A 24599-nucleotide genomic window follows, 5' to 3' on the forward strand; every position below is an offset into this window, starting at 1 on the left:
TTCAAATAAGACTTTAAAAACTTAAATAAAGAGAAAAGTTCAAAGATCAGGCATATACTATAGTCGTTCAGAAATATATGAGGAGGAAATACAATGTCAGATCTTGCACGGGATGAAAGATCAACAACATCAGCGTGGCAGGGCATCAAAGTCGGCCCCATGCCATTGCCTTGGTTTCTTTTATTCGCAGCAATTATTTTAATGGCTGCAGTAACTGAAAGCCTACCTGTTGATATGTTAGGAGGGTTTGGTGTGATCCTAACCCTTGGATGGGCCCTTGGGAAAATTGGGGACACCATTCCTGGCCTAAATAAATTTGGGGGTTCAACCATTCTTTCTATGTTGGTACCCGCCATTTTGGTTTTTTATGGTTTGTTACCAGATAATGCCATTGAATCAGTGACTATGCTGATGAGTGATGCCAACTTCTTAGACTTATACGTCTTTGCCTTGGTAACTGGGTCTATTCTTGGGATGAACCGCCAGGTATTGGTACAAGGATTCGCCCGCATGGTGATTCCAATGTCAGTTGGTTTGGTTTTAGCGATGCTGATTCCAGCAGCAATTGGCCAACTTGTGGGTATCGGCTTCCAGGAAACTTTATTTAATATTGTCACACCAGCTATGGCAGGTGGTATTGGTGGAGGTGTTTTACCACTAGCTCAAGGTTATAGCGAAGTTCAAAATATTGACTATGGTGCTATGGTAGCCATTTTAGCGCCAGCTTCTATCTTATCTAACTTCTTCTCTATAGGTGTTGCAGCCATTGTCGGCCGTTTTGGTGAGAAACATCCAGAACTTTCCGGAAACGGTACTCTAGTTCGTCAATCAGCTACTGAAGAAAAAGAATTAGTGAATAAAGAGAAGAAAACACCGATCAATTTCCAAAGTATCGGTATTGGCTTATTCTTATTAGTCGCAGTATATATTTTCGGTAATTTGATGCAAGGCATTATCGGTTTACCAGCAGCAGTAATTGTTATCTTTGCTTCTACTATCATGAAATACTTCCAAGTATTACCAGCTAGCATCGAAGAGGGTGCTAAGCAATTAAACGGTTTTATTTCAAGTAACTTCACTGCACCATTAATGGTTGGTCTAGGGATTATCTACTTAGACTTAAAAGCAGTCTTAGATGTTTTAACTTGGCAATATGTAGTGGTGGTACTTGCAGTGGTGATTGTTTTAGGTTTAACCGGGTTTATCCTAGGTAAATTCTTAAACATGTATCAAATTGAATCAGCTATTTTATCTCTCAACCAGTCCGCAATGGGTGGTACCGGGAACGTAGCGATTCTAGCGACTACTGACCGTAATAGCTTGATGCCATTTGCTCAAGTAGCAACCCGTATTGGTGGGGCGATTACCATTTCCATCATGATTACCTTATTAAACTTATTCGCATAGACAGTTTTTAGAAAGGACGTATAAATATGACAGACGTAAAACAAGCAGCATTACAATTAAGTGAAGAAAAAGGCGGAAAAATTGAGGTTATCTCAAAAGTGCCAATCACAAACATGGACGAATTAGCCGTTGCTTATACACCAGGTGTTGCAGCTGTAAGTTCAGCAATCGCTGAAAATAAAGAGGATGTTTACCGTTATACTAGTAAACGGAATCTAGTAGCTGTTGTGACTGATGGTTCTGCCGTTTTAGGTTTAGGAAACATCGGACCAGAAGCAGCAATTCCAGTTATGGAAGGTAAATCTGCCTTATTCAAAGCTTTCGCAGATGTAGACGCTGTGCCAATTTCATTAGACACGCAAGACGTTGAAGAAATTATTTCGCATGTTAAAGCTATTGCACCATCATTTGGTGGGATCAACTTAGAAGATATTGTGGCACCACGTTGTTTTGAAATTGAACGCCGTCTAAAAGAAGAATTAGATATTCCAGTTTTCCATGATGACCAACACGGCACTGCAATCGTTGTCTTAGCTGGTTTAATCAATGCACTAAAAGTAGCTGAAAAAACGATTGAAGATGTGAAAATTGTGATCAACGGTGGTGGTTCAGCTGGTACTGCTATTGCTAAGAAAATGATTCATGCTGGCGCGAAAAATGTTATTGTATGTGATATTGATGGGGCAATTTCTGAAGATGATCCTGAATTACAAGACCGTCACAAAGAATTAGCTTCAATTTCAAATCCAGACCACTTAAAAGGTTCATTAGAAGAAGTTATTAAAGATGCGGATGTCTTTATCGGTGTATCTGCGCCAAATGTCTTCAAAAAAGAATGGATCAAAACGATGAATGAAAAAGCGATTATCTTTGCAATGGCAAACCCTACACCAGAAATTATGCCTGATGAAGCTAAAGAAGGTGGCGCATTTATCGTTGCAACTGGACGTAGTGACTTCCCTAACCAAATCAATAATGTATTAGCCTTCCCTGGTATCTTCCGTGGTGCTTTGGATGCACGAGCAAGTGACATTACTGAAGAAATGCAAATTGCAGCAGCACGTGGTATCGCTAGCATTATCCCAGATGATGAATTATCAGTTGAAAATATTATCCCAAATGCTTTCAACCCAAATGTTTCTAAAATTGTTGCTAAAAGTGTCAATAAAGCAGCAGAATAGACTACACTTGTTTATAAGCTCAAATATTCACCTCAATGATATATAGCAAGTTTAAAGCCCTAGATCTTAAGTGTAATAAGATCTAGGGCTTTTGTATGTTTTTATTTATAGAGATAATTCTTATTCAGCAACATTGTAAGTAGCCGCACGGTAGTATTGGGCAACCCCATTTGGTTGATTGATAACATTATCTAAGTTTGGATCAATTAAATTAGCATATGCTCCTTGGTAGATTGGGCTGACTGCTGCAGCGTCTTCTACTAGGTATTTTTCAGCGGCTAGGAAGTTGTCCCAACGTGCTGCTGGGTCAAGGGCGTTAGTTGTTTTGCCTTCGGTCATTAATTCATCGTAAGTAGCGTCTGAGAAGTCACCTGATGATAGTGATGAACCTGTTACAAAGTAATCAAGGAAGGCAGTTGGATCGGCGTAAGACGGGTTATAGGTACCGTATACGATATCAAATTCTCCAGTTCCAGTGATTGCTTGACGAGATTTTAAAGGTACGTTTCGAACAGTTACGGTTAAACCAGGTAGGTTGGTTTGAAGTTGGGCTTGTAAGTATTCTGAAGTTGCTTTAGATGTGTCTGTATCAGAAGTTAACAATTCAATTTCAACTGTGTCTGTACCTAATTCTTCTAAGGCTAAGGCCCATTCTTCTTGGGCAGCTTCTAAATCAAAGGTCATTAGATCACCGTTTTCTTCACGGAAGTCGATGCCTGATTCTGGGTCAGAACCGAATTCTGATGGGATCCAGCCACCTGCTGCTTGTGAACCGTCGTCAAGGATAGCGTCAACAAAGGCTTCTTTATCGTAGGCTTGGCTGATGGCACGACGGAAGTGAACGTTATTCGTAGGGCTTGATTGGCTATTGAATTCCATGTAACCAATCATCCCTTTAGGTTCAATATGTAACACGTCAGTGTCTTGGTATTCTTGAACGTAAGGAGTAGTAATTTCAGTGTATTGGAGTTCGCCACCTTCAAACAAGTTTACGTTTGTTGAGTTTTCTTTAGACATTACCCAGTCGATTTCGTCTAAATCAACATTGTCAGCGTCCCAGTACTCATCGTTTTTCGTTAATGTCCATTCAATTTCTGTTGAATTCCAGTCGCTCACTTCAAATGGTCCGTTGTACACGGCATTTTCTGCAGAAGTTCCGTAGTCAGAACCCAGTTCAGTAGCTACGTTATGGTTGACTGGTAGATAGTAAGGCGTCGCAAGTAGGTCAGTGAAGTAAGTAGTTGGTGACGCAAGAGTGATCTCCAATGTTTTATCATCGATTGCTTTAACGCCTAGCGTATCCGGTTCAGCTTCACCGTTTGCGATAGCTTCCGCGTTTTGGATGACGTAGAATTTATTGGCATTTCCACCAATGGTTTCAGGTGTGACTGTTTTTTGGTAGGTATAAACGAAGTCTTGTGCAGTTACCGGGTCACCATTTGACCAGTCTGCATCGTCACGGATGGTGAAGGTATAAGTTAAACCGTCTTCTGAAACGGTTGGCTCCTCAGCTGCAACCCCTAATTCGTTACTACCCTTATCAGCGGGGCGGTATAAACCTTCCATTACGTTGGCAATGGTATTTTGACTTGGAGAATCCGTTGAAGAAATACTATCAAGTGACGCCAGTTCGCCGTTCACCGTCACCTTGATGCTTTTAGCTGCTTCCTCATTATCCGTCGTTGTGCCACCATTCCCACATGCCGCAAGCACCAATGACAATGCCGTTAATGAGAGAATACCCAATTTTTTCTTCATAAATCTCAACCTCTTTTCAATTTAGTATAGTTATCCCAATCATTATAACTTATCATTTGTGAAAAAAAGAATATATTGCCTAGAATCTGACTTACCAAAATACGGTCATGGTTGATATGAAAAAATCAAGGTGCGAGATCCGACGTATTTCCTAGCCGTTGTTAGATAGAAAAAGAGACGCGAACACATCACGTCTCTGGATAATAAATAGTAATCTTTAAAGAGGGTAAGTCGACTTTTACACCCTCTAGTCGGGTTCGCTCAACCAGCTCAAGTCTGCTTCAAACTAAGTTGCATTACACTTTGCGTGATACGGCCTTAGTTTTCCAACATTGTTGAGCTTAGCGGTTTCGCTCTTACCCTCGTCTTTTCCTTTCATCCATTTCGGCTTCTAACTTCAAACGATTAGAAGTGGAGTGTCTAAATAGGTCTTTCAATTGTTCGCGATCATCTGTTTTGATAGCATCTTTAATCAAATTAAGTTGTACTTCAAAGTCTTGGATAGATTGTAAGAGGTAAGTTTTGTTATCAATAAAGAGCTCACTCCAAAGATCTTCATTGATTTTAGCAATCCTTGTTAATTCTGGATAAGAGTCACCAGTGAATTTTCCAGTTTCGCGTTTTTCATGGTCTGAATTCATTAATGATATCGCAATGGCATGCGGTAATTGTGAAGTGAATGAAATCATTTGATCATGGAAGCTAGCTGAAACGCGGTTGATTTTACCGAAACCAATCTCAGTGGCTAGGGATTCTATTTTGCCCAAAGTATCTTCATTATTGGCTTCAGTTGGCGTGATCAGGAAGTTAGCGCCTTGAAATACCGACCCTTGTGCGTAGGCAATCCCTCGGTTCTCACGACCTGCCATAGGGTGGGTGTAGACAACTTCAATATTGTCCGGTAATACGGTCGCCAGCTCGGCCATAAAGTTCTCTTTCGTTCCCGTTGTATCCATTAAGACGCTACCATCTTTAAAGAAGTCGCGGTTAGCTGCAATAAATTGCACAGCTGTTTTCGGGTACAAGGCCATAATGGTCAGGTCCACTTGACCTAAGATGTTTTCACCAGTTAGAAAACCTTTCTTAATCAAGCCCATTTCAACTGCGGTATCAAGCGTTTTTTGGTTACTATCAATCCCGTAGATGTCATGATAACCTGCAGTTTGTAACGCCTCCGCAAACGAACCACCAATTACACCTAATCCTACTATCCCAATCTTCATCTCGATACTCCTAACTGTTCTCTCATATTTTATTATCCCATGATAACATGTAGACTTATACATTTGTTAGCTTTTCTCTGGAAAATATAAGGTAAACATTGCATAATTTACACATTAACGTATATAAAAAAAGAAAATACAAGTGGTTAATCTGACTTCAACTCTATTTTAAAGATAAAAAAAGCCAATGCAGTGGGATGCATTGGCAGTCGTAAATAAATTGAGATGAATACGTACGCGACATATCTACTCTATTTATATTATTGCATTTTTTGTCACTTCAAGTCAAACTATTTTTTGATAACTTTGAAATCTTTTTTAGCAAGTAGATAAGCACCACCCCATAATGCGATTATTGCGAGTGATACTGCAACAAAAATATACCAAGCTAAAGTATATGAAGTTGCTTCTGCAATTGATGCAGCCATTAATGAACCAAACATCATCCCTAAGAATAAGAACTGGTTTACTAAGCCGAATACACGAGGGTAAGTTTGTGCTGGGAAAATTGCAGAGATTAATAAAGGTGCAAGTACTGTACCATTTGCATTACCTAAACCAAATAAGATTGCTAATAGGATTGCAAAGCCATAAGAGGTCGTATTAGCTGCTAAGAAATAAGCAATTGCTAACAGGATAGATGACCAAATGGTTGCTATAACAGTGCCAAGTTTATCTGCAATAACACCCATAGATAATTTACCTAAGATACCAACAGCAGAATAAATAGAGATGATTGCAGCACCTTGTTGTGCACCATGTAAACTTTGCATGAATGGGGGGAATTGACCTAAACCACCGTTGTTAGCTAGGCCGACAAATACAGCACCTAATAGTAATAAAATGAAGAATGGCTTACGTAATGATTCTTGCATGGTGAATGGTACGCGGGCATTTAATTCAACATCATGGTCATGATGATTATTTAAGTTATCAGCACCTAAAGCTTCTAGTCCTTTATCTTCAGGTTTCGCAACGAAAATGAATTGGCCAATACCTAAAGTAATGATTAACATAATGGCACCATATGTCATATAAGTAGCACGCCAACCAATAGCGTTAATTAAGCTCGTCACGATGGGGCTCCATATAATCCCTCCAACCCCTAAACCTGCAAGGGCAATAGATAAAGCTAAACCACGTTTTTCAACAAACCAGGTGGATATTAAAATGGACATAGCCATAGCCGAGCTAGTTAAGAAACCAAAACCTACAACGATAGACAATAGATAAAACATCCAGACATTCGTTACTAAGCCAAATGCCATGTAAGCTAAACCATAGATAAGTGAACCGATTAAGAATACTTTTTTGAAGTTTTTTGCGAGTAAGCCTGATACCCAAGATGACAATAGGACTGAAACACTTAAAATTAAAGTATTAGAGATTGAGAATTGGCTACTAGAGATATTTAGAGCATCTGTGACAGAATTTTGATAAATATTTGCGATTGCAACACCTGCTGGTCCAGTAACCGCCAGGACTAAAACCGCACCGATTACTATTTTCCAACCATAAAACATCTTATTACTTTTCATTCATTTCCTCCTATATTTATAAAGTTGATTTAGACAGAAATTAAAGCAAGAAAAAACCAGTGCACAAAAATTGTTATTTTTGCACATTGGACTTCTCTTGCTTGTGAAATATTTTCTAATATAATTTAATTATACACCGTTATATAGTATCTTTTCAACTTTTTTCTACTAACGAAAAATCCTTTTTAGCATTTATAAAAATTGCATTTATTGTCTATTTTGTAATCGATATATTTTAAATCGAGTCATTTTTAATGAAATTTATCATATTATTAATATTTTTCTATTTTGCCATTATGATACAATAGACCTAAATAATAGAAATCCTAGAAGCAAACTACTTAATAAACTGTAGGATAAAAGGAGAGTTTAGATGGCTATTCTAGTTACTGGTGGTACTGGTTATATCGGTTCCCACACAACAATTGAATTAATCCAAGCTGGATATGATGTCGTAATTGTGGATGATTACTCAAATAGTAAACCAGTTGTTTTGGAGCGAATTGAAGAAATTTCTGGTGTGCGTCCACGTTTTTATGAGGCAAATGTTCTAGATAAGGAAGCTTTAACACATATTTTTGAAGTCGAAGATATTGAAGCGGTTATTCATTTTGCAGCCTTTAAAGCAGTAGGTGAGTCTGTTGCTAAACCGATTAAATATTATGATAATAACCTAGGTGGATTGGTATCAGTTCTAGAAGTTATGCAAGAATTTAATGTGCATAAAATTGTGTTCTCTTCGTCTGCTACTGTTTACGGTATGGATAACGAGTCACCATTAACTGAAGACCTACCAACAAGTGCAACTAACCCATATGGTTATACTAAGGTCATGAATGAGCAAATTTTACGAGATTTAGCTGTGGCCGATGATCAGTGGTCAATCATGATTTTACGTTACTTCAATCCAATTGGTGCGCATGCATCAGGTTTAATCGGAGAAGATCCAACAGATATTCCCAATAACTTGATGCCTTACATTACTCAAGTAGCTATTGGTAAACGCGACCACCTATCAGTATTCGGTAGTGACTATCCTACGCATGATGGTACTGGTGTACGTGACTATATTCACGTAGTTGATCTAGCAAAAGGACATGTTGCTGCAATTAAACATGCCCTAGCACATGAAGGTGTTGAAACAGTTAACTTAGGTACCGGTATTGGTTATTCGGTCTTAGACTTAGTTAACACATTTGTGGAACAAAATGGGGTCGAAGTGCCATATGAATTAGTGGACCGCCGACCAGGTGATGTTGCTGCGAATTACGCAGATGCATCTTATGCTAAAGCATTATTAGGCTGGACAGCAGAACATGATCTAGCAGATATGTGCCGTGATTCATGGAAATGGCAATCAAATAATCCAAACGGTTATGAACAGGACTAATTAGATAAATTTAAAGGGAGCTTGCGAAGAAATTCGTAGGCTTCTTTTTTAGCTATGCGAAGAGGAGGTAATAGTTATATTCTGTTAATTGGAATTATTGATTTTTTGTAACACAACTGCAATCTATGGGTAATCTATAAGTTAAATTGTATGGGTATTTTATGCTATAATATGAAGCAAATGCTTTAGGATTATGGCGTTTATTTTTGAATGTGCGCATTATAGTTGGGATTAACTTATTTTAAGCGTATACGATATGTGGTAAAAGGTGTGTAGAATTTTTACAGCACATTTGACCACATAATTTCTTTTTACAAGGTGGGGAAAATACTATGCCAGCATGGCTAGGTGAATTTATAGAAAAGTGGCAGGCACAATCTCGATCAACTCAATTTACGGTTGTGGGCATTGTGATAGCCGCTATAGTGTTGATGATTATTCCGTGGAGAGCATCTGCTGAAGAAGGAAATCCTTTAGGTGTACAAGTGGATTCACAACCATTAAGTGGTTCTGATTATTATTCAGCAGAACCGTTAACAACTAATGGGAATGGTTCTGGTATATCTCTGGGCGATTCAAGTATCACTTCAAGTGAAGACACTTCAGTTGCAACATCAGTGGAATTAACCAAAGATGCGGATTACAGTACAGATTTAGCAAGTTTAACAGCGGAATATGAAGCGAATTCAGCATCATTAGCGCAATCAAGATCAAATGATCCTTCTTATACAGCACCAAGTGTATCATCTAGTTCTTCATCATCTTCGTCATCGACTTCTTCAAGTGCTAGCTCATCGTCATCATCTTCATCATCAGATGACAGCTCTAGTGAAAGTAGTCAGACAGATACAGCTGGCACGTACACAGTTCAATCAGGTGATAATGCGTACCGAATTGCAACCAATAACGGTTTAACCTTGGATGAATTTCTATCATTGAACGGTAAAACAGAAGCTTCAGTGACCCCTGGTGAAGTAGTTCGTATACAATAAGTGAATTTTATGTGAGTTTGTTCGTAAGAAACGGAGTATTCGGTCGAATTTACTAGCAATTATAGTGAAAAAGTTGTATTCTTATGTAGGTAATTTTTTCGTATAGGTCAGATTTATAAGTAATTTATAACTCATATCAAATAATTTGTAGTATAATATATAGTAAGTAAGGAGGGCTGAACATGGAAGAATTAAAAATTGCGAATGCACAGCCACGCGAAGCGGCTCGTCAAAAAGCAACACAAAACGCAGCAGAGATCCTTTTAGAAATTCGTAGCAAACGCGGTATTTCTCAAGCGCGTCTAGCTGAAATCTCTGGACGTAAACAAAGCTACATTTCACGTGTAGAATCAAGACAACAAAACATTTCATTAGCAACGTTACAAGAAATCGTTGACGCTGTTGGCGGAAACCTAGTTGTTAAAGTTGAATTATAATCTTGTCTGATTAATAGAATAACTTAGAAAAGTCGTATTCGTTTGTGGCCCTGAAGTTCCACGAACGAATGCGGCTGTTTTTATATCCAAAATTTATATTTTTGAATGTGTGATTAGCTTAGATCGCTCAATCACATAGATTTTTTTGTATCTTCAATTTCAAGTAATTAATATTTAGCCAATTTGGTTTATATAAGTAAAGCTTTTATGCTGGTCATCAGTTTACTTGAGAATAATAGTATTGATAACTTTGTGTTCAAAAATCACCTGTGGTTAACAATTAAGAACAACTCGATTAGTAGGATGCAAACTTGGATAACTAGTAAATGTTAGCAATTTATTAGCACGATTTTGTTATAGCCATAGGCGGGAGCTTTCCTAGCATGACTGAGCAGTGAAAAAGAGAGGCTGACCCATAAGCTGGCGGTGCGACAAAAGTTGTTCAGAGATGAACGTTGGGGTAAGAGCTGAACAAAAATAGAATATCAAAGAAATTATTCAATAAAAATTAGCGTATAAAAAAGAGACTTGGACAAATTGCCCAAGCCTCGTATTATTGCGGTGTGATTATGCTTCTACTGGTTCTGTTGTGTAAATATCTTGAACTTGACGGTTAACATAGCGTCCTGAAACAGCTGAGTGGAAGATTTTGTAACCTTCTTCGTTCAAAAAAGCGTCTGAAGCGATAAAAGCACTTAAGGTTGCTTCTACAGTTGCAGCATCTAAGTTTGCTTTAGGATTTTTAATAGTAACAGTACGTGTTTTGTTGTTAGCAGTTTTAAACTTTAATTCGAATACATTCGTTTCTTCAATCATAAGAATCCTCCTTTAGGACAATAGGGACATGTAAATGGCTTATTAGTGACTAGGCAACAGTGTAGCGTTCAACTGCTTCGGCACCTGTAAAGGCGTCTTCGATTAAGTCAGAAAGTGCAAGTGCTAAAGCATTTACTTTATCTGTATCTGGGTTTTCAATTAAACCATTTAAAGTAATGCGTGTTTCTTTATCCGTTTCCACGTTCAAGTAAGTTAATTCTAATTTGGCAGATTCAAAGTTTTTCATAGGTATTCCCTCCAAGTTTTGTTTTGTAAGCCCTCCGGATGACTTACACAAATAAGAACGACCTCAAGGAGAAAAGTGACAAGGGAATAGCGGAAATTGTTGCCAAAACTTTTACTGTGCTAAAATATATAGATATACAAGGATTTTTGAGGAGGGAAGCGTGCATGACTGGAAAAAAACGAGGCCCCATGAAGCTGTCTGACATTGGTAATACAAAGCAATCGTCAAAAGCAGCGGTCGATAAAAAAAGTAAGCAAGACTCTTATACAAGGGAAAAACATTCAGATAATGGCCTTAGTGAAGGGGGACAATCCCCTAGTTACCAGAAAAAAGCAAGGGTTAAACAAACGCCCCGTCATCAAACATCAGCGAATATTGAAGATTCTGCTTCAACTGCCGATAACTTAGCCTCTGATTTACTAGCCAAAGCTGAAGGGTTGCGAGCTCAAAAAGCGAACCCCCTTTTTCAAGAGGGGGAATTACCGGCAGAAACTTCGGAAGATGAGGTAGTTGCTGGGGAAATTACTTTGATTGAGGTTCAGAAAAAGAATAAGAAGCGATTCAATGTCTATATTAAGGGTCAATTCGCTTTTGGGGTCAGTGAGAATACTTTGGTCAAGTTTGCCTTGCATAAGGGACAGGTGTTGGATAAGGATTTTATTGCGGATATCCAGCAAATTGATAAGGAAGATTATGCCTACCAGCTTGCGGTCCGGTTTTTGAGCCACCAGTTACGGTCTGAAAAGGAAGTTCGGGCTAAGTTAACTGAGGAGGAAATTGAGCCTGAGGTGATGGAGAAGGCGGTTGCTAAATTGAAAGAGGTCAAGCTGATCGATGACACTATGTTCGGTCAGGCCTATACGCGTACGGCTATGAATATCAATAAAAAAGGACCGAATGTGATTGCTCGGGAGTTGAAAAATAAGGGGCTTGGGGAAGATGAAATTGAACAGTCCATGAATGAATATGACCGGGATACTGAGGTTGAAAATGCTTATGCGATTGCGGAAAAATACTTTCACAAGCAGTTGCGAAAAGCGTCGCACCGAAATGCTAGTCAAAAGACCAAACAATACTTGGTGCAAAAGGGTTTTGACAGTGATTTGATTCAAGACTTGATGCAGCAACTGGCTGATCATTACCATGATGAGGACCAGGAATTGGCTGTCTTACAGAAAGACTTGGAAAAATATATGCGCCGGTATAAGAAACTTTCGGGCCGAGAATTGACCTTTAAAGTGAAAGGGATGCTCTACAATAAGGGGTATCCGTCAGAATTAATTAATCAAGCGCTTGAGATTTACGAGGAAGAAAATGAGTAAATGCTATAATAGGTAAATACGAGAAATATATATAACAAAAATAGAGGAGCAAGCATAGTAGTGACTGAAGTAAATCAAGATATCGACCTGTCTTTATATATGAATGAGTCGGCTATCCAAGACTTGGGGCCGGTAATTGAAGGTGTTCAAGTTTGGGGACCAGTTACCAACCAGGACTTTAGAAAGACTTTTCTAGACTGGTATGACAAGGAAAGTCGCCGTCTACCTTGGCGTGAATCTAAGGACCCATACCGGATTTGGGTGTCAGAAATTATGTTGCAACAAACTCGGGTAGATACCGTGATTGGCTATTACGCCCGCTTTCTGTCTGCTTTTCCGACCATCAAAGCTTTAGCGGAAGCAGAAGAGGACCAATTGTTGAAAGTTTGGGAAGGCTTGGGTTACTACTCAAGAGTCCGCAATATGCAGGCAGCGGCCCAACAAATCATGGCGGACCACGACGGGATTTTTCCAGATAATTTAGCTGACATCAAAAAGTTGAAGGGGATTGGGCCTTATACAGCAGGTGCCATCGGGTCTATCGCCTTTGGTATCCCCGTGCCAGCTATCGACGGCAACGCCATGCGGGTCATTTCTCGCTTGTTTATGATCAATGCAGACATTCAAAAGCCAGCCAACCGGAAGATTTTTGAAGCGGTAGGCCAATATTTAGTGGATCCCGACCGTCCAGGAGACTTCAACCAGGCCATCATGGATCTCGGTTCATCATTTGAAACGCCGAAGAAAGCCATGCCCGAATTGTCGCCTTTGCGCGATTTCACAATGGCAACCCTGACCGCGACCACCGACAACTACCCGGTTAAAAGTAAGAAAGCCAAGGCCAAACCCGTGTATTATCAGGCCCTTATCTTACAAAATGCTAAAGGACAAGTATTGATTGAGAAAAGGACGCAACACAAATTGTTGAATAACTTGTGGACAGTGCCTTTAATCAACTTGGGTACAAGTGCCAATCAAGATCTGCCTGCAAATGAGAAAACAGCCTTTTTACTAGCTGAAACTCAGGAAGCTTATGGCATTTCGCCAATATTCATGCGTAAAGAAATCGGCCAAGTCAAACATGTCTTCACCCATTTGATTTGGCATATCCTATTAACCTACGGGCAATTAAAGCCTGTGGACGAAAAGAAAATCAACGATATGATGACCTCTGGCGAGGCGGATTATGCCTGGGTAGCGCCCCATCAATTTGAAGATTATGCCTTTCCAACTGTGCAAATGAAAGTCTGGCAAGCTTATGAAGATTATCAAAAAGACAATCACCACAATATTAAATAATCAAAAAACAAATGGCTACGACTTTTGCTGTCGTAGCCATTTGTTTAAATTGTCGTGAATATTCAGGATGGATGAAGTCTTATAGGTGTTGGTCCAGGGCCCACACCGCTTGCTTAAAATCACATCACTTTTATTTCACCACAGTCTTTATCTACATATGGTCTATTACTATGATTTATTTTTTGCGTTTGTGACTTAACTGACAATAGCGTTCGTACCAAATATCTACATACTCTTTAGAAAAAGGCCCTTTTTCCTCATTAATCCAACGTACAAGTTCCTGAACGTTATCTTTTAAAATAGCATCGATATCAGACGAGTACCCCATCAATTGACGGTGGTCTTTATATTCATCTACGTCTAACAACTTCCGCTTACCATCAGGAAAAATCTTGATATCTAAATCATAATCGATATACTTCAAGGCTTCATCATCCAATACGTAAGGGGATGCTAAATTACAATAATAAGATATGCCGTTCGGACGAATCATTGTAATAATATTGAACCAATAGTGCTTATGGAAATATAGTAGGGCGGGTTCTCTAGTCACCCATCGTCTACCGTCAAAATCAACAACCAAGGTATGGTCATTGCAAGCAATGATACTTTGGTCACTTGTTTTTAAAACCATAGAATCTCGCCAAGTGCGATGTAAGGAACCATCGTGCTTGTAGCTTTTGACTGTGATGAATTCACCTTCTTTAGGGTTTCTCATCACCAAACCTACTTTCTACACCTAGCTAGGTTGTAACATAAAATATTATATCATAATGAAAATTGAAAGAGTAGGCTAATTGCCTACTCTCATATTCTTAAAAAAACCTAAAAGATTTAATTCAGTTTGGCTTCATTTTGTTATATGATAGAATAAACAATGGGAAAAGTTTGCATAAAGGAGCTCAAGCATGAATAGAAAATCAAATAGAAACCAAATGGTCTTGACAGCAGTCTTTATTGTCATTTCATTGGTATTAGTGGGAGGTAGCTATTTTGTTTATCGCTCACGCCAACAAAATATGTTAGCGGACCAAGCCAGCACATTTTCCTCAATGTCTGTAGATATGAACCAAACAGCACCATCAACACCAGAAGAATATAATGCAGAAGATATGGTGCAAGCATTTACGGACAACCGCGGGGAAACAACAGCGCTTCATTACTTATACTACCTGCAAAGTGTAGAACAAGTGCCAACCATCTCAATTGCCCGTACCCAAGCAGACCAAGAAGCTTGGACAACAACTATCAGTGACCGTTTAAATGAAATTGGCTTTGACGACACAAGTGTTAACTCAGTTGACTGGACAGAAATTACTTCCGCCGAAGCAGTTGAACAATACTCTAGTAACTTAACTGAAGCCAACCCACAATTACTGATTATCCCAACTTTCGTAGAAGAAGATTATGAAGCTGAAATCTCTGAAGAAGACCATTTAGCGAATATTGAAGAATTATTCAATACCATTCGTATGGACTTGCCTTCTGCCTTAATCGTCTTTGCGCAATACCCAGCTTCAAGTCAAGAAATGTCTGAAGACGAAGACTACGTAACTTATAACGACAACACTTTATCAGCTATGCAAGAAGCAGGCTACAATGTTTATGATGTCAACACTGCTTACAGCGAAGCACGTAATAACTCAGAAAGCTTAAACCTTGAAAATAGCTTTACAGATGAAGGTTTCTCTGAAGAAGCGAGTCAATTAATGGCTAACACTTTAATGGCCCAAATTGAAGATACGCAAATCAATGCCACTGATGGTTATGACGGCGCAAATGAAGACGTTGCTGAAATGCAAGCGGAACTAGATGCTCAAGCAGAATCAGAATCGATCGCAGCGGAAGAACAAGCATCATTAGATGCAGAAGCTGAATCAATTGCAGCAGAAGAACAAGCATCAATCGATGCTGAAAATGCTTCTATTGCCGAATCAGAATCAATCGCAGCGGAAGAATCGGCAGCAGCTGAAGCGGCATATATTTCAGAATCAATTGCAGCAGAAGAAGCGGCGGCTGAAGAAGATTACTACTACTCTGAACCAGAACCTGATTACGGTTGGTCTGAGTCGAGTGAATCATCAAGTGAATCATCAAGTGAAGCAGCTGATACATCTCAAGAGAGTGTTATTGAAGAAGAATCTACTTCAGATGAAACATCTGTTTCAGAATAATCAATTCAGCATGATTTCAAGTAATATAACAAGATAAAACACCTTAAAAGGGCACCCACATTCACTGATATAACCAAAAAATGGTGATATTGTACTGAATGGACGGGAATTCACCTTTTAGGGTGTTTTTTGTAGTCTTTTAGGAGGAAAGTCGATAAAATAAAGATGATAAACTTAATGTAAATCAGACATTTTTCGAGCTGAAGAAAAGAGGCAATTATGGCAAAAGATATTGCAACTATCCAAGAGATTTTTGATTTAATTGAAACGGCAGATCCTGAATTAATTAGTCTGCGCATGCGCGAAACCATGGAGTCGGATGCTTTTGATAAGGCTTATTACTATGACGGATTTCTCGGCTACTCTTACTCAAAAACCAGTACGCTCTTACGTATTTGGACCCCAACAGCGATTGATGTTGAATTACTCTTATACAAATCGGACACGTCTGACGAATATGAAGCTATCCAGATGGAAGAAGAACTAGAAACTGGTACCTACGTCGTTCGTTTAGAAGGTGATTACAAAAATGTTCCTTATATGTACCGGATTTTCTTCCCTAATTCCACCGTTGAAATCACCCAAGACCCATACTCACAAGCCGTTACCGTTAATGGCGCCCGTTCTGTCATTGTCGATTTAGATGAAGGTTACCCAGATGACTGGGAAGATGACAAACGCCCACCGTTTGCTAACGCACGTGATGCCATCATCTATGAAGCAAGTGTCCGGGACCTGACCTCCAATATCAATTCGGGTGTACCCAAGGAAAAACGCGGTAAATTTGCTGGCCTTGCGCTAAGTGGCACTAAAACAGCCAACGAATTTGCCACCGGTTTAGATTATATTGCCGACTTAGGGATTACTCACCTGCAGTTAATGCCAATGGCTGATTTTGTAACGGTCGATGAATTGTCTGATCGACCAGATAATTACAACTGGGGCTATGACCCCATGCATTACAATGTGCCAGAGGGTTCCTACTCAATGTCGCCTAGAGATCCAGTAGCCAGATTGAAAGAAATGCGGGAAATGGTCCAAGCCTTGCATGCCAAAGGACTTCGCGTCGTGATGGACGTTGTCTACAACCATGTTTATGAACATGAACGTCATCCGCTTGGTCTAACTGTTCCTTACTACTATTTCCGCTACAACATAAATGGCGATTTATCGAATGGGTCAGGTGTAGGAAATGAGACGGATTCAACTCGTTTGATGTTCCGCCGTTACATGATCGAATCCATTACTTACTGGGCTGAAGAATTCCATATTGATGGTTTCCGCTTCGATTTAATGGGCCTTCACGACATTGAAACCCTGAATTTAATCCGCGAAGCCCTAGATAAGATTGATCCATCCATTTTAATGTATGGTGAAGGTTGGGACCTAGAGACCCTTTTATCTTCTGACAAAAAGGCTATCCTTCGTAATGCTTATAAAACCCCTCGTATTTCTTACTTTAATGACCAACTCCGCGATCAAGTACGTGGATCGGACTACGGGGACGCAACGGATCCAGGTTTTATCACGGGTAAATTTATGACAGAACAAGCCGTCCTTGCATCATTCTTAGGCGGGGGTAACTTGTCAAAACGTGATGCCAACGTGACCCAAGCCCAACAACTAATCCAATATATTGAAGTGCATGATAACTATACTTTACGGGATAAAATTGCCTTGTCTCACGGTGAAGAACCAGTCAGACTGCGTAAAAGACGACAACTATTAGGGAATTCGATTATCGCCTTGTCAGCCGGTATTCCGTTCTTCCATTCTGGTCAAGAATTCTTCCGGACCAAGCATGGGGTAAGAGATTCCTATAACTCAGGTGACGAAATCAACTGCATGGACTGGGATTTAATGGCTTCAAATTATGATGCAGTTAACTACTTTAAGGGGTTATTGGCATTGCGGAAGAAATACCCATTCTTTACAGAGAAAAACCAGCAAACATTTTTTGAAAATGTAACCGTGATTAAGTCAGACTACCAAATCATAGGCGTGCATTACCACGGCCTAGGACATGAATTAGTAGTGATTTTTAACGGCCAATTGAATGATGTAAAAGTATGGATACCAGAAGGTGGCTGGCGACCAATTGCCCGCGATAACAAAATGGTTGGCGATGACTTTGCGGATTTAATCAAAGGTAATGAGGATGTTAATGTACCAATTCTTTCTACCTTGATTTTAGAAAGAGTGGAATAATAGTTAATGATAGAAAAGCTCCAGTCTTGCCTCTAGAATGTGCCCTTTTCTAACATGGCTACTAATCATATAAAGGTGAACGCTATTAAAGAAATAAAGTAAGTTATACGCTTGTCTAAAATCAGTAGAATGAGGCTACTAGTTATCTTGGTGCATTTCATGATAAAAGCACCTATGATTCGATGCGTGACCTTAATTATCGCGGGCCTTTCTAAAGTATTTCGAATTTGCATAATTAATAATAGTTTTGAACTTAATAACCACTTATTTTACTAGTATGCCAACTTGCTACAATTGGTAGCTGTGTTGAAGCGGACTTAATAAATTAACTGCACATTCAAAAAAAGGAGGGGTTGAGACTGTTGTCTCGACCTCTCCTTTTGAAATGGCGCATATTATGTTTTTGTGACATGTGAGTTATTCGATGCCTTCTAGTGAGTCTGCTTGGTATTCGTCTTCGTCATGGTGGATTCTATATGAACGAATCAGGGTGTTTAGTTTAATTAATGACTCTTCGTAAGATACCAATTGGCCGGTGATCAACATTAAGGCGTTTGATCGTTCGAATTCTTCTTGGGTGGCGGTTTGTTTAATGGCTGCGTATTCGAAAATAGAGTCCATTAAGTCTTGCCGGTAAACTTGAGTTGGCTGGAAGAAGTTCACTTCTAAAGGTGAGATTCGACCGTCAAATTTCAAGAAGATTTGTTCATGGGCTGAACATAGGGTTTCAATCCGTTCGCGGATTTGGATCCGTAGTTCTTCTGGTAATTGGAACATGACATTGGTATGGGTATGTAAGACGGATAATAAGGCCAGTGCTTGTTCTAGTGAAACGATTAAAGCCCGGAAAACAACGAGTTTTCGTTTTAACATGGGTAGTTTTCGTTTAGACCATACGTTCTCATCTTTTAGGAGTGCGTATAGGCTGTGACTTTGTGCGATACGATTTTCTGCCCAGGCGATATCTGAGGTTAGGGTAGAGTATTCGCCGTTTTTGCGAAGAATGGCTCTTAAACGCACTAAGATTTCACTAGAGGTTTTATTGACTTCTTCGTATAGAATGGCGTCGTATTTAGGTGGCAAAACAAAGACGTTTACTAATAGGGAAACGGTCACCCCAAGTAATGACTCAACCACACGGGCGATGGCAGAGGTGATAATCATATCTTGGTCGCGCAGCATAATCACAACAAGGGTAATGGTTGCTAAGGTGATAACGTTGGCCATATTTAAAGCCCGCAAAATCCCGATAAAAATCGTCACGGTCACTCCGATAATAATAGGGGAATTACCGAAAAAGTTCACCATGACTACAGCAACGATACCTCCAAGTATCGCCGCCATAACACGGTTGAAGAAGGTATCGATAGATCCTCTAACAGTTTGTTGTAAACCGATGATGGCAGTAAAGGCAGGGATGACAGGTTCAACAAAGGGTAACCAGTCAGCAATTAAAATACTGAGCATTACCCCAAGACCTGTCTTAAACATCCTGGCACCAAGTTTCATTTTTATTCAATCCTTTTTAATGTTCTTCATCATTTTGTAGTATCTCTTCAACTATCCATATTACTAGGCAATGGCCCTGAAAGCTAGCAATAAAAGCAAGTTTTCAGCAATTTACACAAATTATAAACTTTCCGACTTTTCAATACCCGCAATCATCGTTTCGATAATTGTTGAGCGCAGGTTCATTGATTCAGCAGTACGAACTTCTTCAATTGTTGTTCCACCTGGTGTACAGACCGCATCCTTCAAAGCGCCAGGGTGTAAGTCCGATTCAATCGCCAACTGAGCTGCCCCCTTAACCGCTTGTTTTGCAAAGGATAAGGCTTGAGGTCTAGTTAATCCTTTTGCCACACCAGCATCCGCCATCGCTTCAATAATCATGAAGACAATCGCTGGACTCGAACCTGCAATCCCTGTAAAGGCGTCCAACTGGTTCTCGGTCAACTGTTCCGCTGACCCAAAAGTATGGAGAATTTGCATAATTAAATCCTTATCCACTGTCGATAAGTTTTCATTGTAGACAACACCGGAAATTCCTTCCCCAACTTGCGCTGGAATATTAGGCATTACCCGAGCGAATTTCGCAGAATCCCCTAGCTGTACAGCTGCGTCCGCCAAACTGTAGCCCGTCGCAACCGAAATCACAATCGTTTCCGCAGTGAGTGTTGGTTTGATTTCATCCACCACATCCTTGATTAAATAAGGTTTTACCGCAAGGATAACCACGTCCGCGTCCTTAGCCGCCTCCTTATTATCTGTCAAAATGGCGAAACCATACTTAGCTGAGTCCGCTTCAGCTTTTTCAGGGTTAGCCCGTGAACCAGCAATCAGTTGGTTATCAATCTCGTCCGATTGTACCAAGCCGTTTAAAATTGCTGTTCCCATATTGCCTAGTCCGATAATGGCAATCTTTTTATCTATTTGTCTCATATACTGTGCCTTCCTTCTTTAACTGAAAATTTTGTACATTAGAATACTTTCATTTTAGCATAAGTTCCGCCACTACACGACAAAGTAAAAGCTTGCCTAGTTAAAGCCAAGTTCAGTTATAATAGAGTCACCACTAAAAAGGAGCGATTCATTTAAATGTTTCCAATACACTATGTGAAAGACATGTTCAGTCCAGCTAATATCTTCTACCACCGTCACCTAATGACCTGGTGGAAGTCAATCCTTGTAATGGTTGTCTGGTCGATTATCATGACCTGGCCCTTTGCCAGAAGTTTCGAGCCCGTTGAAGACGGGACAGTTAATAATGCCTTTGAAGAATTACAGACCATTATCCCAGAAGAAACAGTCAGCGAATTATCGAATTTTACCTATGATAATGGTGCCTTTCTATCAGACAAGTCGGATATTGTTATTGACGGTGGCCAATTACAAGTAGTCATTTTCCCCAGTGCAGATAATTTAGACAGCTATTTAAAGGGGACTGACAAGTTGCTCTTGATCCTGCAAGACCAATTCGTGTATCAAACAGACCAAGATACGCGCTATACAGCTAATCTACCATTAGACTTGAATGACTATATGACTGATAATGCGACTTTTATCGAAAGTTTAAGGGTCAGCTATCAAACGGAAGTGAATACCCAAAGTAAGCAGATCCTGGTCATGACCCGTCAGCTGACCATCTTTATTCTTGGTTTAGGGGGCTTAATGATTATTGTTTCACGGTTGAATATTTTACAAAAACACAAATTCCATGACTTATTCTCCTTCCAATACTGTTTAGGCATGGTCGCAACCGCCATGGGATTACCTGCAATTATCGCCATTATTGTCGGCTTTTATACCACAAGTGTCAGTGTGATGATCCCCATCTTATGGGTTGGGACGATTGTCATGCTCTGCCTATCCTACCGACAAACAAAATTTATCCGAACAGACACCATTTAAGTCTGGGACCAGATATTTCGATGGAACAGATGCTTTTGTTTCCATTTGACCAGAAAACAAGTATAATTTTACCAGTAACAAGAAAACGTTTTCTCAAACTGAATCGGAGGTAAATATATGAAACATATCTCATTAGGGCAAAATGGTTTAACAGCACCCAATCTAGCAGTAGGTTGTATGCGGATTGAAGGTAAATCAGTAGAAGAAGTCCAAGACTTAATCCAACAATCCTATGACGCAGGATTAACCTTCTTCGACCACGCAGACATTTACGCAAGAGAAAGAGGTGGGGCGGAAAAATTATTCGGCCAAGCCTTTGCCGGCTTAGACATCCCAAGAGAAAATATCATTCTGCAGTCTAAAGTAGGTATTTACCTACCAGGAACCTATAACAATAACGAACAAAATTTCTTCGACTTATCAAAAGAGCATATCTTACAATCGGTAGATGAATCTTTAGAAAGACTACAAACAGATTATCTAGACATTCTACTATTACATCGTAACGATGCTCTATGGGAACCAGAAGAAATCGCAGAAGCCTTCGATATATTGGAAACGAGCGGTAAAGTTCGACATTTCGGTGTAAGTAACCATACGCCAATTCAAGTTGATCTATTGAAGAAATATGTCAAACAAGATTTAGTTGCTAACCAAATCCAATTATCTCCAGCCCACACACTGGCGCTTGATTATGGTTTCAGTGTAAATACCAAAGCTGACGAAGGGGTGAACCGTGGTGGGGAACTAATCGATTATGCAAGGCTGCATGATATGGCAATCCAAGCTTGGTCACCAATTCAAGGAGAAAATGGGGTAATATTCAGCGATTCTTCCTATAAAGACTTGAATGATAAGCTAAGCGAAATCGGTGGCCGTTATGGTTTAGACAATGAAGCTGCAGCTATTGCATGGTTACTCAGAATTCCAGGGAATACTCAAGTTGTCTTAGGAACTACCAATATCGATCGGATTTTAAATTATGCCAAAGCGAGCGATATTCAATTTACCCGTCAAGAATGGTATGAAATCTATCAGAGTGCAGGAAATAGACTGCCGTAAAATGCATAAAAATAATAAAAGAACGCAAATCTATCAAGGGTTGGCGTTCTTTTATTATTTGAATAAACAATTTTTTTGGATTTTTATTTAATTTGCGCTTGTATAGAAATAGAATACTTGCTATAATTCTTGTTACGGAAATAGTTCTGAGAGGGACATTTCGAGCAAATATTTTTGAAAAATACTTATTGACATTCTGATTTATATCATGGTATTGTTAAGTAGTTGTCGGGAGCGCTATTTTAGTTCTCAAAACAGACAAAAATATTTCTTAAATTACTTGTTGACAAGACGTCAATTAGTAAGGTAAGATAACCAAGTCGCTTCATTAAGGAAACAAGTATTCAACAAAATGTTGAAAAACTTTTTGAAAGTTTCGCTTGACAGTTCTTGAATGAAGATGATATGATATACGAGTTGCTGCAAGGCGACGAAATAGACCTTTGAAAACTGAACAAAGAAGACAAACCAAAAATTGTGTATGGAATCATTTGATTCCAACAATTAAAAGTAGTGAGAACTACTATAAATAAGTCAGCAAACTTTAATGAGCAATCAAGCTCATGAAAATCTTTCATGAGAGTTTGATCCTGGCTCAGGACGAACGCTGGCGGCATGCCTAATACATGCAAGTCGAGCGAACAGATGAAGTGCTTGCACTTCTGACGTTAGCGGCGAACGGGTGAGTAACACGTAAGGAATCTACCTATAAGCGGGGGATAACATTCGGAAACGGGTGCTAATACCGCATAATATCTTCTTCCGCATGGAAGAAGATTGAAAGACGGCTCTGCTGTCACTTATAGATGACCTTGCGGTGCATTAGTTAGTTGGTGGGGTAACGGCCTACCAAGACGATGATGCATAGCCGACCTGAGAGGGTGATCGGCCACATTGGGACTGAGACACGGCCCAAACTCCTACGGGAGGCAGCAGTAGGGAATCTTCCGCAATGGGCGAAAGCCTGACGGAGCAATGCCGCGTGAGTGAAGAAGGCCTTCGGGTCGTAAAACTCTGTTATAAGAGAAGAACAAATTGTAGAGTAACTGCTACAGTCTTGACGGTATCTTATCAGAAAGCCACGGCTAACTACGTGCCAGCAGCCGCGGTAATACGTAGGTGGCAAGCGTTGTCCGGATTTATTGGGCGTAAAGGGAGCGCAGGTGGTTTCTTAAGTCTGATGTGAAAGCCCACGGCTTAACCGTGGAGGGTCATTGGAAACTGGGAAACTTGAGTACAGAAGAGGAATGTGGAACTCCATGTGTAGCGGTGGAATGCGTAGATATATGGAAGAACACCAGTGGCGAAGGCGACATTCTGGTCTGTTACTGACACTGAGGCTCGAAAGCGTGGGGAGCAAACAGGATTAGATACCCTGGTAGTCCACGCCGTAAACGATGAGTGCTAGGTGTTGGAGGGTTTCCGCCCTTCAGTGCCGCAGTTAACGCATTAAGCACTCCGCCTGGGGAGTACGACCGCAAGGTTGAAACTCAAAGGAATTGACGGGGACCCGCACAAGCGGTGGAGCATGTGGTTTAATTCGAAGCAACGCGAAGAACCTTACCAAGTCTTGACATCCTTTGACCACCCTAGAGATAGGGCTTTCCCTTCGGGGACAAAGTGACAGGTGGTGCATGGTTGTCGTCAGCTCGTGTCGTGAGATGTTGGGTTAAGTCCCGCAACGAGCGCAACCCCTATTATTAGTTGCCAGCATTTAGTTGGGCACTCTAATGAGACTGCCGGTGACAAACCGGAGGAAGGTGGGGATGACGTCAAATCAGCATGCCCCTTATGACTTGGGCTACACACGTGCTACAATGGATGGTACAACGAGTCGCAAACCCGCGAGGGCAAGCAAATCTCTTAAAGCCATTCTCAGTTCGGATTGCAGGCTGCAACTCGCCTGCATGAAGCCGGAATCGCTAGTAATCGTGGATCAGCACGCCACGGTGAATACGTTCCCGGGTCTTGTACACACCGCCCGTCACACCACGAGAGTTTGTAACACCCGAAGTCGGTGAGGTAACCTTTATGGAGCCAGCCGCCGAAGGTGGGACAGATGATTGGGGTGAAGTCGTAACAAGGTAGCCGTATCGGAAGGTGCGGCTGGATCACCTCCTTTCTAAGGAATATAACG

19 protein-coding genes and 1 rRNA gene are annotated in these 24599 nt (G+C 40.2%); 12 read left to right on the forward strand and 8 right to left on the reverse strand.

All coding sequences use genetic code 11. The features are described 5' to 3' along the window. Positions 1-93 precede the first annotated feature (93 nt). A complete protein-coding gene (locus AWM74_RS06435) occupies positions 94-1407 on the forward strand; it encodes a 2-hydroxycarboxylate transporter family protein (RefSeq protein ID WP_026465703.1) in 1314 nt (437 codons plus the stop codon). A gap of 26 nt (positions 1408-1433) precedes the next feature. After that, positions 1434-2588 carry an NAD(P)-dependent malic enzyme gene (locus AWM74_RS06440; protein ID WP_034258075.1) on the forward strand — a complete coding sequence of 385 codons (1155 nt, stop codon included), beginning with the start codon at positions 1434-1436 and terminating at the stop codon, positions 2586-2588. A 120-nt stretch (positions 2589-2708) separates the two neighbouring features. On the opposite strand, the gene AWM74_RS06445 is transcribed toward AWM74_RS06440, so the two are convergent. The 3 genes from AWM74_RS06445 to AWM74_RS06455 form a co-directional block, all read right to left on the reverse strand. Then, on the reverse strand, positions 2709-4346 hold the full coding sequence (locus AWM74_RS06445; protein ID WP_034258073.1) for a peptide ABC transporter substrate-binding protein: 1638 nt from the start codon (positions 4344-4346) through the stop codon (positions 2709-2711). A gap of 356 nt (positions 4347-4702) precedes the next feature. Further along, entirely contained in the window at positions 4703-5569 is an 867-nt protein-coding gene (locus tag AWM74_RS06450; RefSeq protein ID WP_026465701.1) for a prephenate dehydrogenase, read from the reverse strand. 290 nt (positions 5570-5859) lie between these two features. Next, on the reverse strand, positions 5860-7107 hold the full coding sequence (locus AWM74_RS06455; RefSeq protein ID WP_026465700.1) for an MFS transporter: 1248 nt from the start codon (positions 7105-7107) through the stop codon (positions 5860-5862). 373 nt (positions 7108-7480) lie between these two features. Between AWM74_RS06455 and galE the strand changes: the two genes are divergently transcribed. The 3 genes from galE to AWM74_RS06470 all read left to right on the forward strand — a co-directional run bounded on the left by galE (position 7481) and on the right by AWM74_RS06470 (position 9926). Continuing rightward, positions 7481-8497, forward strand: coding sequence for a UDP-glucose 4-epimerase GalE (gene galE / locus AWM74_RS06460; RefSeq protein ID WP_026465699.1), 1017 nt, complete (start codon positions 7481-7483; stop codon positions 8495-8497). A 332-nt stretch (positions 8498-8829) separates the two neighbouring features. Beyond that, on the forward strand, positions 8830-9489 hold the full coding sequence (locus AWM74_RS06465; protein ID WP_026465698.1) for a LysM peptidoglycan-binding domain-containing protein: 660 nt from the start codon (positions 8830-8832) through the stop codon (positions 9487-9489). Between the two features lie 182 nt (positions 9490-9671). Beyond that, a complete protein-coding gene (locus tag AWM74_RS06470; protein ID WP_003141237.1) occupies positions 9672-9926 on the forward strand; it encodes a helix-turn-helix domain-containing protein in 255 nt (84 codons plus the stop codon). 567 nt (positions 9927-10493) lie between these two features. On the opposite strand, the gene AWM74_RS06475 is transcribed toward AWM74_RS06470, so the two are convergent. Continuing rightward, positions 10494-10742 carry a DUF2922 domain-containing protein gene (locus AWM74_RS06475; protein WP_026465697.1) on the reverse strand — a complete coding sequence of 83 codons (249 nt, stop codon included), beginning with the start codon at positions 10740-10742 and terminating at the stop codon, positions 10494-10496. A 49-nt stretch (positions 10743-10791) separates the two neighbouring features. Further along, positions 10792-10989, reverse strand: coding sequence for a hypothetical protein (locus tag AWM74_RS06480; RefSeq protein ID WP_003141241.1), 198 nt, complete (start codon positions 10987-10989; stop codon positions 10792-10794). 164 nt (positions 10990-11153) lie between these two features. Here AWM74_RS06480 and recX point away from each other — a divergent pair, with 164 nt between their 5' ends. Next, the gene (gene recX, locus AWM74_RS06485; RefSeq protein WP_026465696.1) at positions 11154-12311 is read left to right on the forward strand and encodes a recombination regulator RecX; all 1158 of its coding nucleotides are present in this window, start codon (positions 11154-11156) and stop codon (positions 12309-12311) included. A gap of 60 nt (positions 12312-12371) precedes the next feature. After that, a complete protein-coding gene (gene mutY / locus AWM74_RS06490) occupies positions 12372-13610 on the forward strand; it encodes an A/G-specific adenine glycosylase (protein ID WP_060774348.1) in 1239 nt (412 codons plus the stop codon). Positions 13611-13785: 175 nt separating this feature from the next. Here the strand turns inward: mutY and ntdP are convergent, their stop codons facing one another. After that, positions 13786-14328 carry a nucleoside tri-diphosphate phosphatase gene (gene ntdP / locus AWM74_RS06495; RefSeq protein ID WP_003141245.1) on the reverse strand — a complete coding sequence of 181 codons (543 nt, stop codon included), beginning with the start codon at positions 14326-14328 and terminating at the stop codon, positions 13786-13788. 190 nt (positions 14329-14518) lie between these two features. Here ntdP and AWM74_RS06500 point away from each other — a divergent pair, with 190 nt between their 5' ends. Beyond that, positions 14519-15784: a hypothetical protein gene (locus AWM74_RS06500; protein ID WP_026465694.1), complete on the forward strand. Its 1266-nt coding sequence runs from the start codon at positions 14519-14521 to the stop codon at positions 15782-15784. A 219-nt stretch (positions 15785-16003) separates the two neighbouring features. After that, positions 16004-17992 (forward strand): type I pullulanase, encoded by a 1989-nt coding sequence (gene pulA / locus AWM74_RS06505; RefSeq protein ID WP_026465693.1) that lies wholly within the window; start codon positions 16004-16006, stop codon positions 17990-17992. 417 nt (positions 17993-18409) lie between these two features. On the opposite strand, the gene AWM74_RS06510 is transcribed toward pulA, so the two are convergent. Beyond that, positions 18410-19483, reverse strand: coding sequence for an FUSC family protein (locus tag AWM74_RS06510; protein ID WP_236702826.1), 1074 nt, complete (start codon positions 19481-19483; stop codon positions 18410-18412). A gap of 138 nt (positions 19484-19621) precedes the next feature. Beyond that, entirely contained in the window at positions 19622-20431 is an 810-nt protein-coding gene (gene proC, locus AWM74_RS06515) for a pyrroline-5-carboxylate reductase (protein WP_051218190.1), read from the reverse strand. 156 nt (positions 20432-20587) lie between these two features. On the opposite strand from proC, the gene AWM74_RS06520 reads away from it, so the two are divergent. The 3 genes from AWM74_RS06520 to AWM74_RS06530 all read left to right on the forward strand — a co-directional run bounded on the left by AWM74_RS06520 (position 20588) and on the right by AWM74_RS06530 (position 24584). Then, complete coding sequence (locus AWM74_RS06520; RefSeq protein WP_026465690.1) at positions 20588-21400, forward strand: DUF1189 family protein; 813 nt, start codon at positions 20588-20590, stop codon at positions 21398-21400. 117 nt (positions 21401-21517) lie between these two features. Continuing rightward, on the forward strand, positions 21518-22462 hold the full coding sequence (locus tag AWM74_RS06525; protein WP_026465689.1) for an aldo/keto reductase: 945 nt from the start codon (positions 21518-21520) through the stop codon (positions 22460-22462). 572 nt (positions 22463-23034) lie between these two features. Beyond that, positions 23035-24584, forward strand: a 16S ribosomal RNA gene (locus AWM74_RS06530). Positions 24585-24599 lie beyond the last annotated feature (15 nt).

It is taken from the genome of Aerococcus urinaeequi, assembly GCF_001543205.1.
In the GTDB taxonomy this organism is placed as follows: Bacteria; Bacillota; Bacilli; order Lactobacillales; family Aerococcaceae; genus Aerococcus; species Aerococcus urinaeequi.

Excerpts from the sequence above, each read along its gene's own strand:
- AWM74_RS06450 (WP_026465701.1), bottom strand. The coding sequence starts at position 5,569 with ATGAAGATTGGGATAGTAGGATTAGGTGTAATTGGTGGTTCGTTTGCG.
- AWM74_RS06455 (WP_026465700.1), bottom strand. The coding sequence starts at position 7,107 with ATGAAAAGTAATAAGATGTTTTATGGTTGGAAAATAGTAATCGGTGCG.
- AWM74_RS06475 (WP_026465697.1), bottom strand. The coding sequence starts at position 10,742 with ATGATTGAAGAAACGAATGTATTCGAATTAAAGTTTAAAACTGCTAAC.
- AWM74_RS06510 (WP_236702826.1), bottom strand. The coding sequence starts at position 19,483 with ATGTTTAAGACAGGTCTTGGGGTAATGCTCAGTATTTTAATTGCTGAC.
- galE (WP_026465699.1), top strand. The coding sequence starts at position 7,481 with ATGGCTATTCTAGTTACTGGTGGTACTGGTTATATCGGTTCCCACACA.
- AWM74_RS06440 (WP_034258075.1), top strand. The coding sequence starts at position 1,434 with ATGACAGACGTAAAACAAGCAGCATTACAATTAAGTGAAGAAAAAGGC.
- proC (WP_051218190.1), bottom strand. The coding sequence starts at position 20,431 with ATGAGACAAATAGATAAAAAGATTGCCATTATCGGACTAGGCAATATG.
- AWM74_RS06470 (WP_003141237.1), top strand. The coding sequence starts at position 9,672 with ATGGAAGAATTAAAAATTGCGAATGCACAGCCACGCGAAGCGGCTCGT.
- AWM74_RS06445 (WP_034258073.1), bottom strand. The coding sequence starts at position 4,346 with ATGAAGAAAAAATTGGGTATTCTCTCATTAACGGCATTGTCATTGGTG.
- AWM74_RS06520 (WP_026465690.1), top strand. The coding sequence starts at position 20,588 with ATGTTTCCAATACACTATGTGAAAGACATGTTCAGTCCAGCTAATATC.
- AWM74_RS06500 (WP_026465694.1), top strand. The coding sequence starts at position 14,519 with ATGAATAGAAAATCAAATAGAAACCAAATGGTCTTGACAGCAGTCTTT.
- pulA (WP_026465693.1), top strand. The coding sequence starts at position 16,004 with ATGGCAAAAGATATTGCAACTATCCAAGAGATTTTTGATTTAATTGAA.
- ntdP (WP_003141245.1), bottom strand. The coding sequence starts at position 14,328 with ATGAGAAACCCTAAAGAAGGTGAATTCATCACAGTCAAAAGCTACAAG.
- AWM74_RS06525 (WP_026465689.1), top strand. The coding sequence starts at position 21,518 with ATGAAACATATCTCATTAGGGCAAAATGGTTTAACAGCACCCAATCTA.
- AWM74_RS06435 (WP_026465703.1), top strand. The coding sequence starts at position 94 with ATGTCAGATCTTGCACGGGATGAAAGATCAACAACATCAGCGTGGCAG.
- recX (WP_026465696.1), top strand. The coding sequence starts at position 11,154 with ATGACTGGAAAAAAACGAGGCCCCATGAAGCTGTCTGACATTGGTAAT.
- AWM74_RS06480 (WP_003141241.1), bottom strand. The coding sequence starts at position 10,989 with ATGAAAAACTTTGAATCTGCCAAATTAGAATTAACTTACTTGAACGTG.
- AWM74_RS06465 (WP_026465698.1), top strand. The coding sequence starts at position 8,830 with ATGCCAGCATGGCTAGGTGAATTTATAGAAAAGTGGCAGGCACAATCT.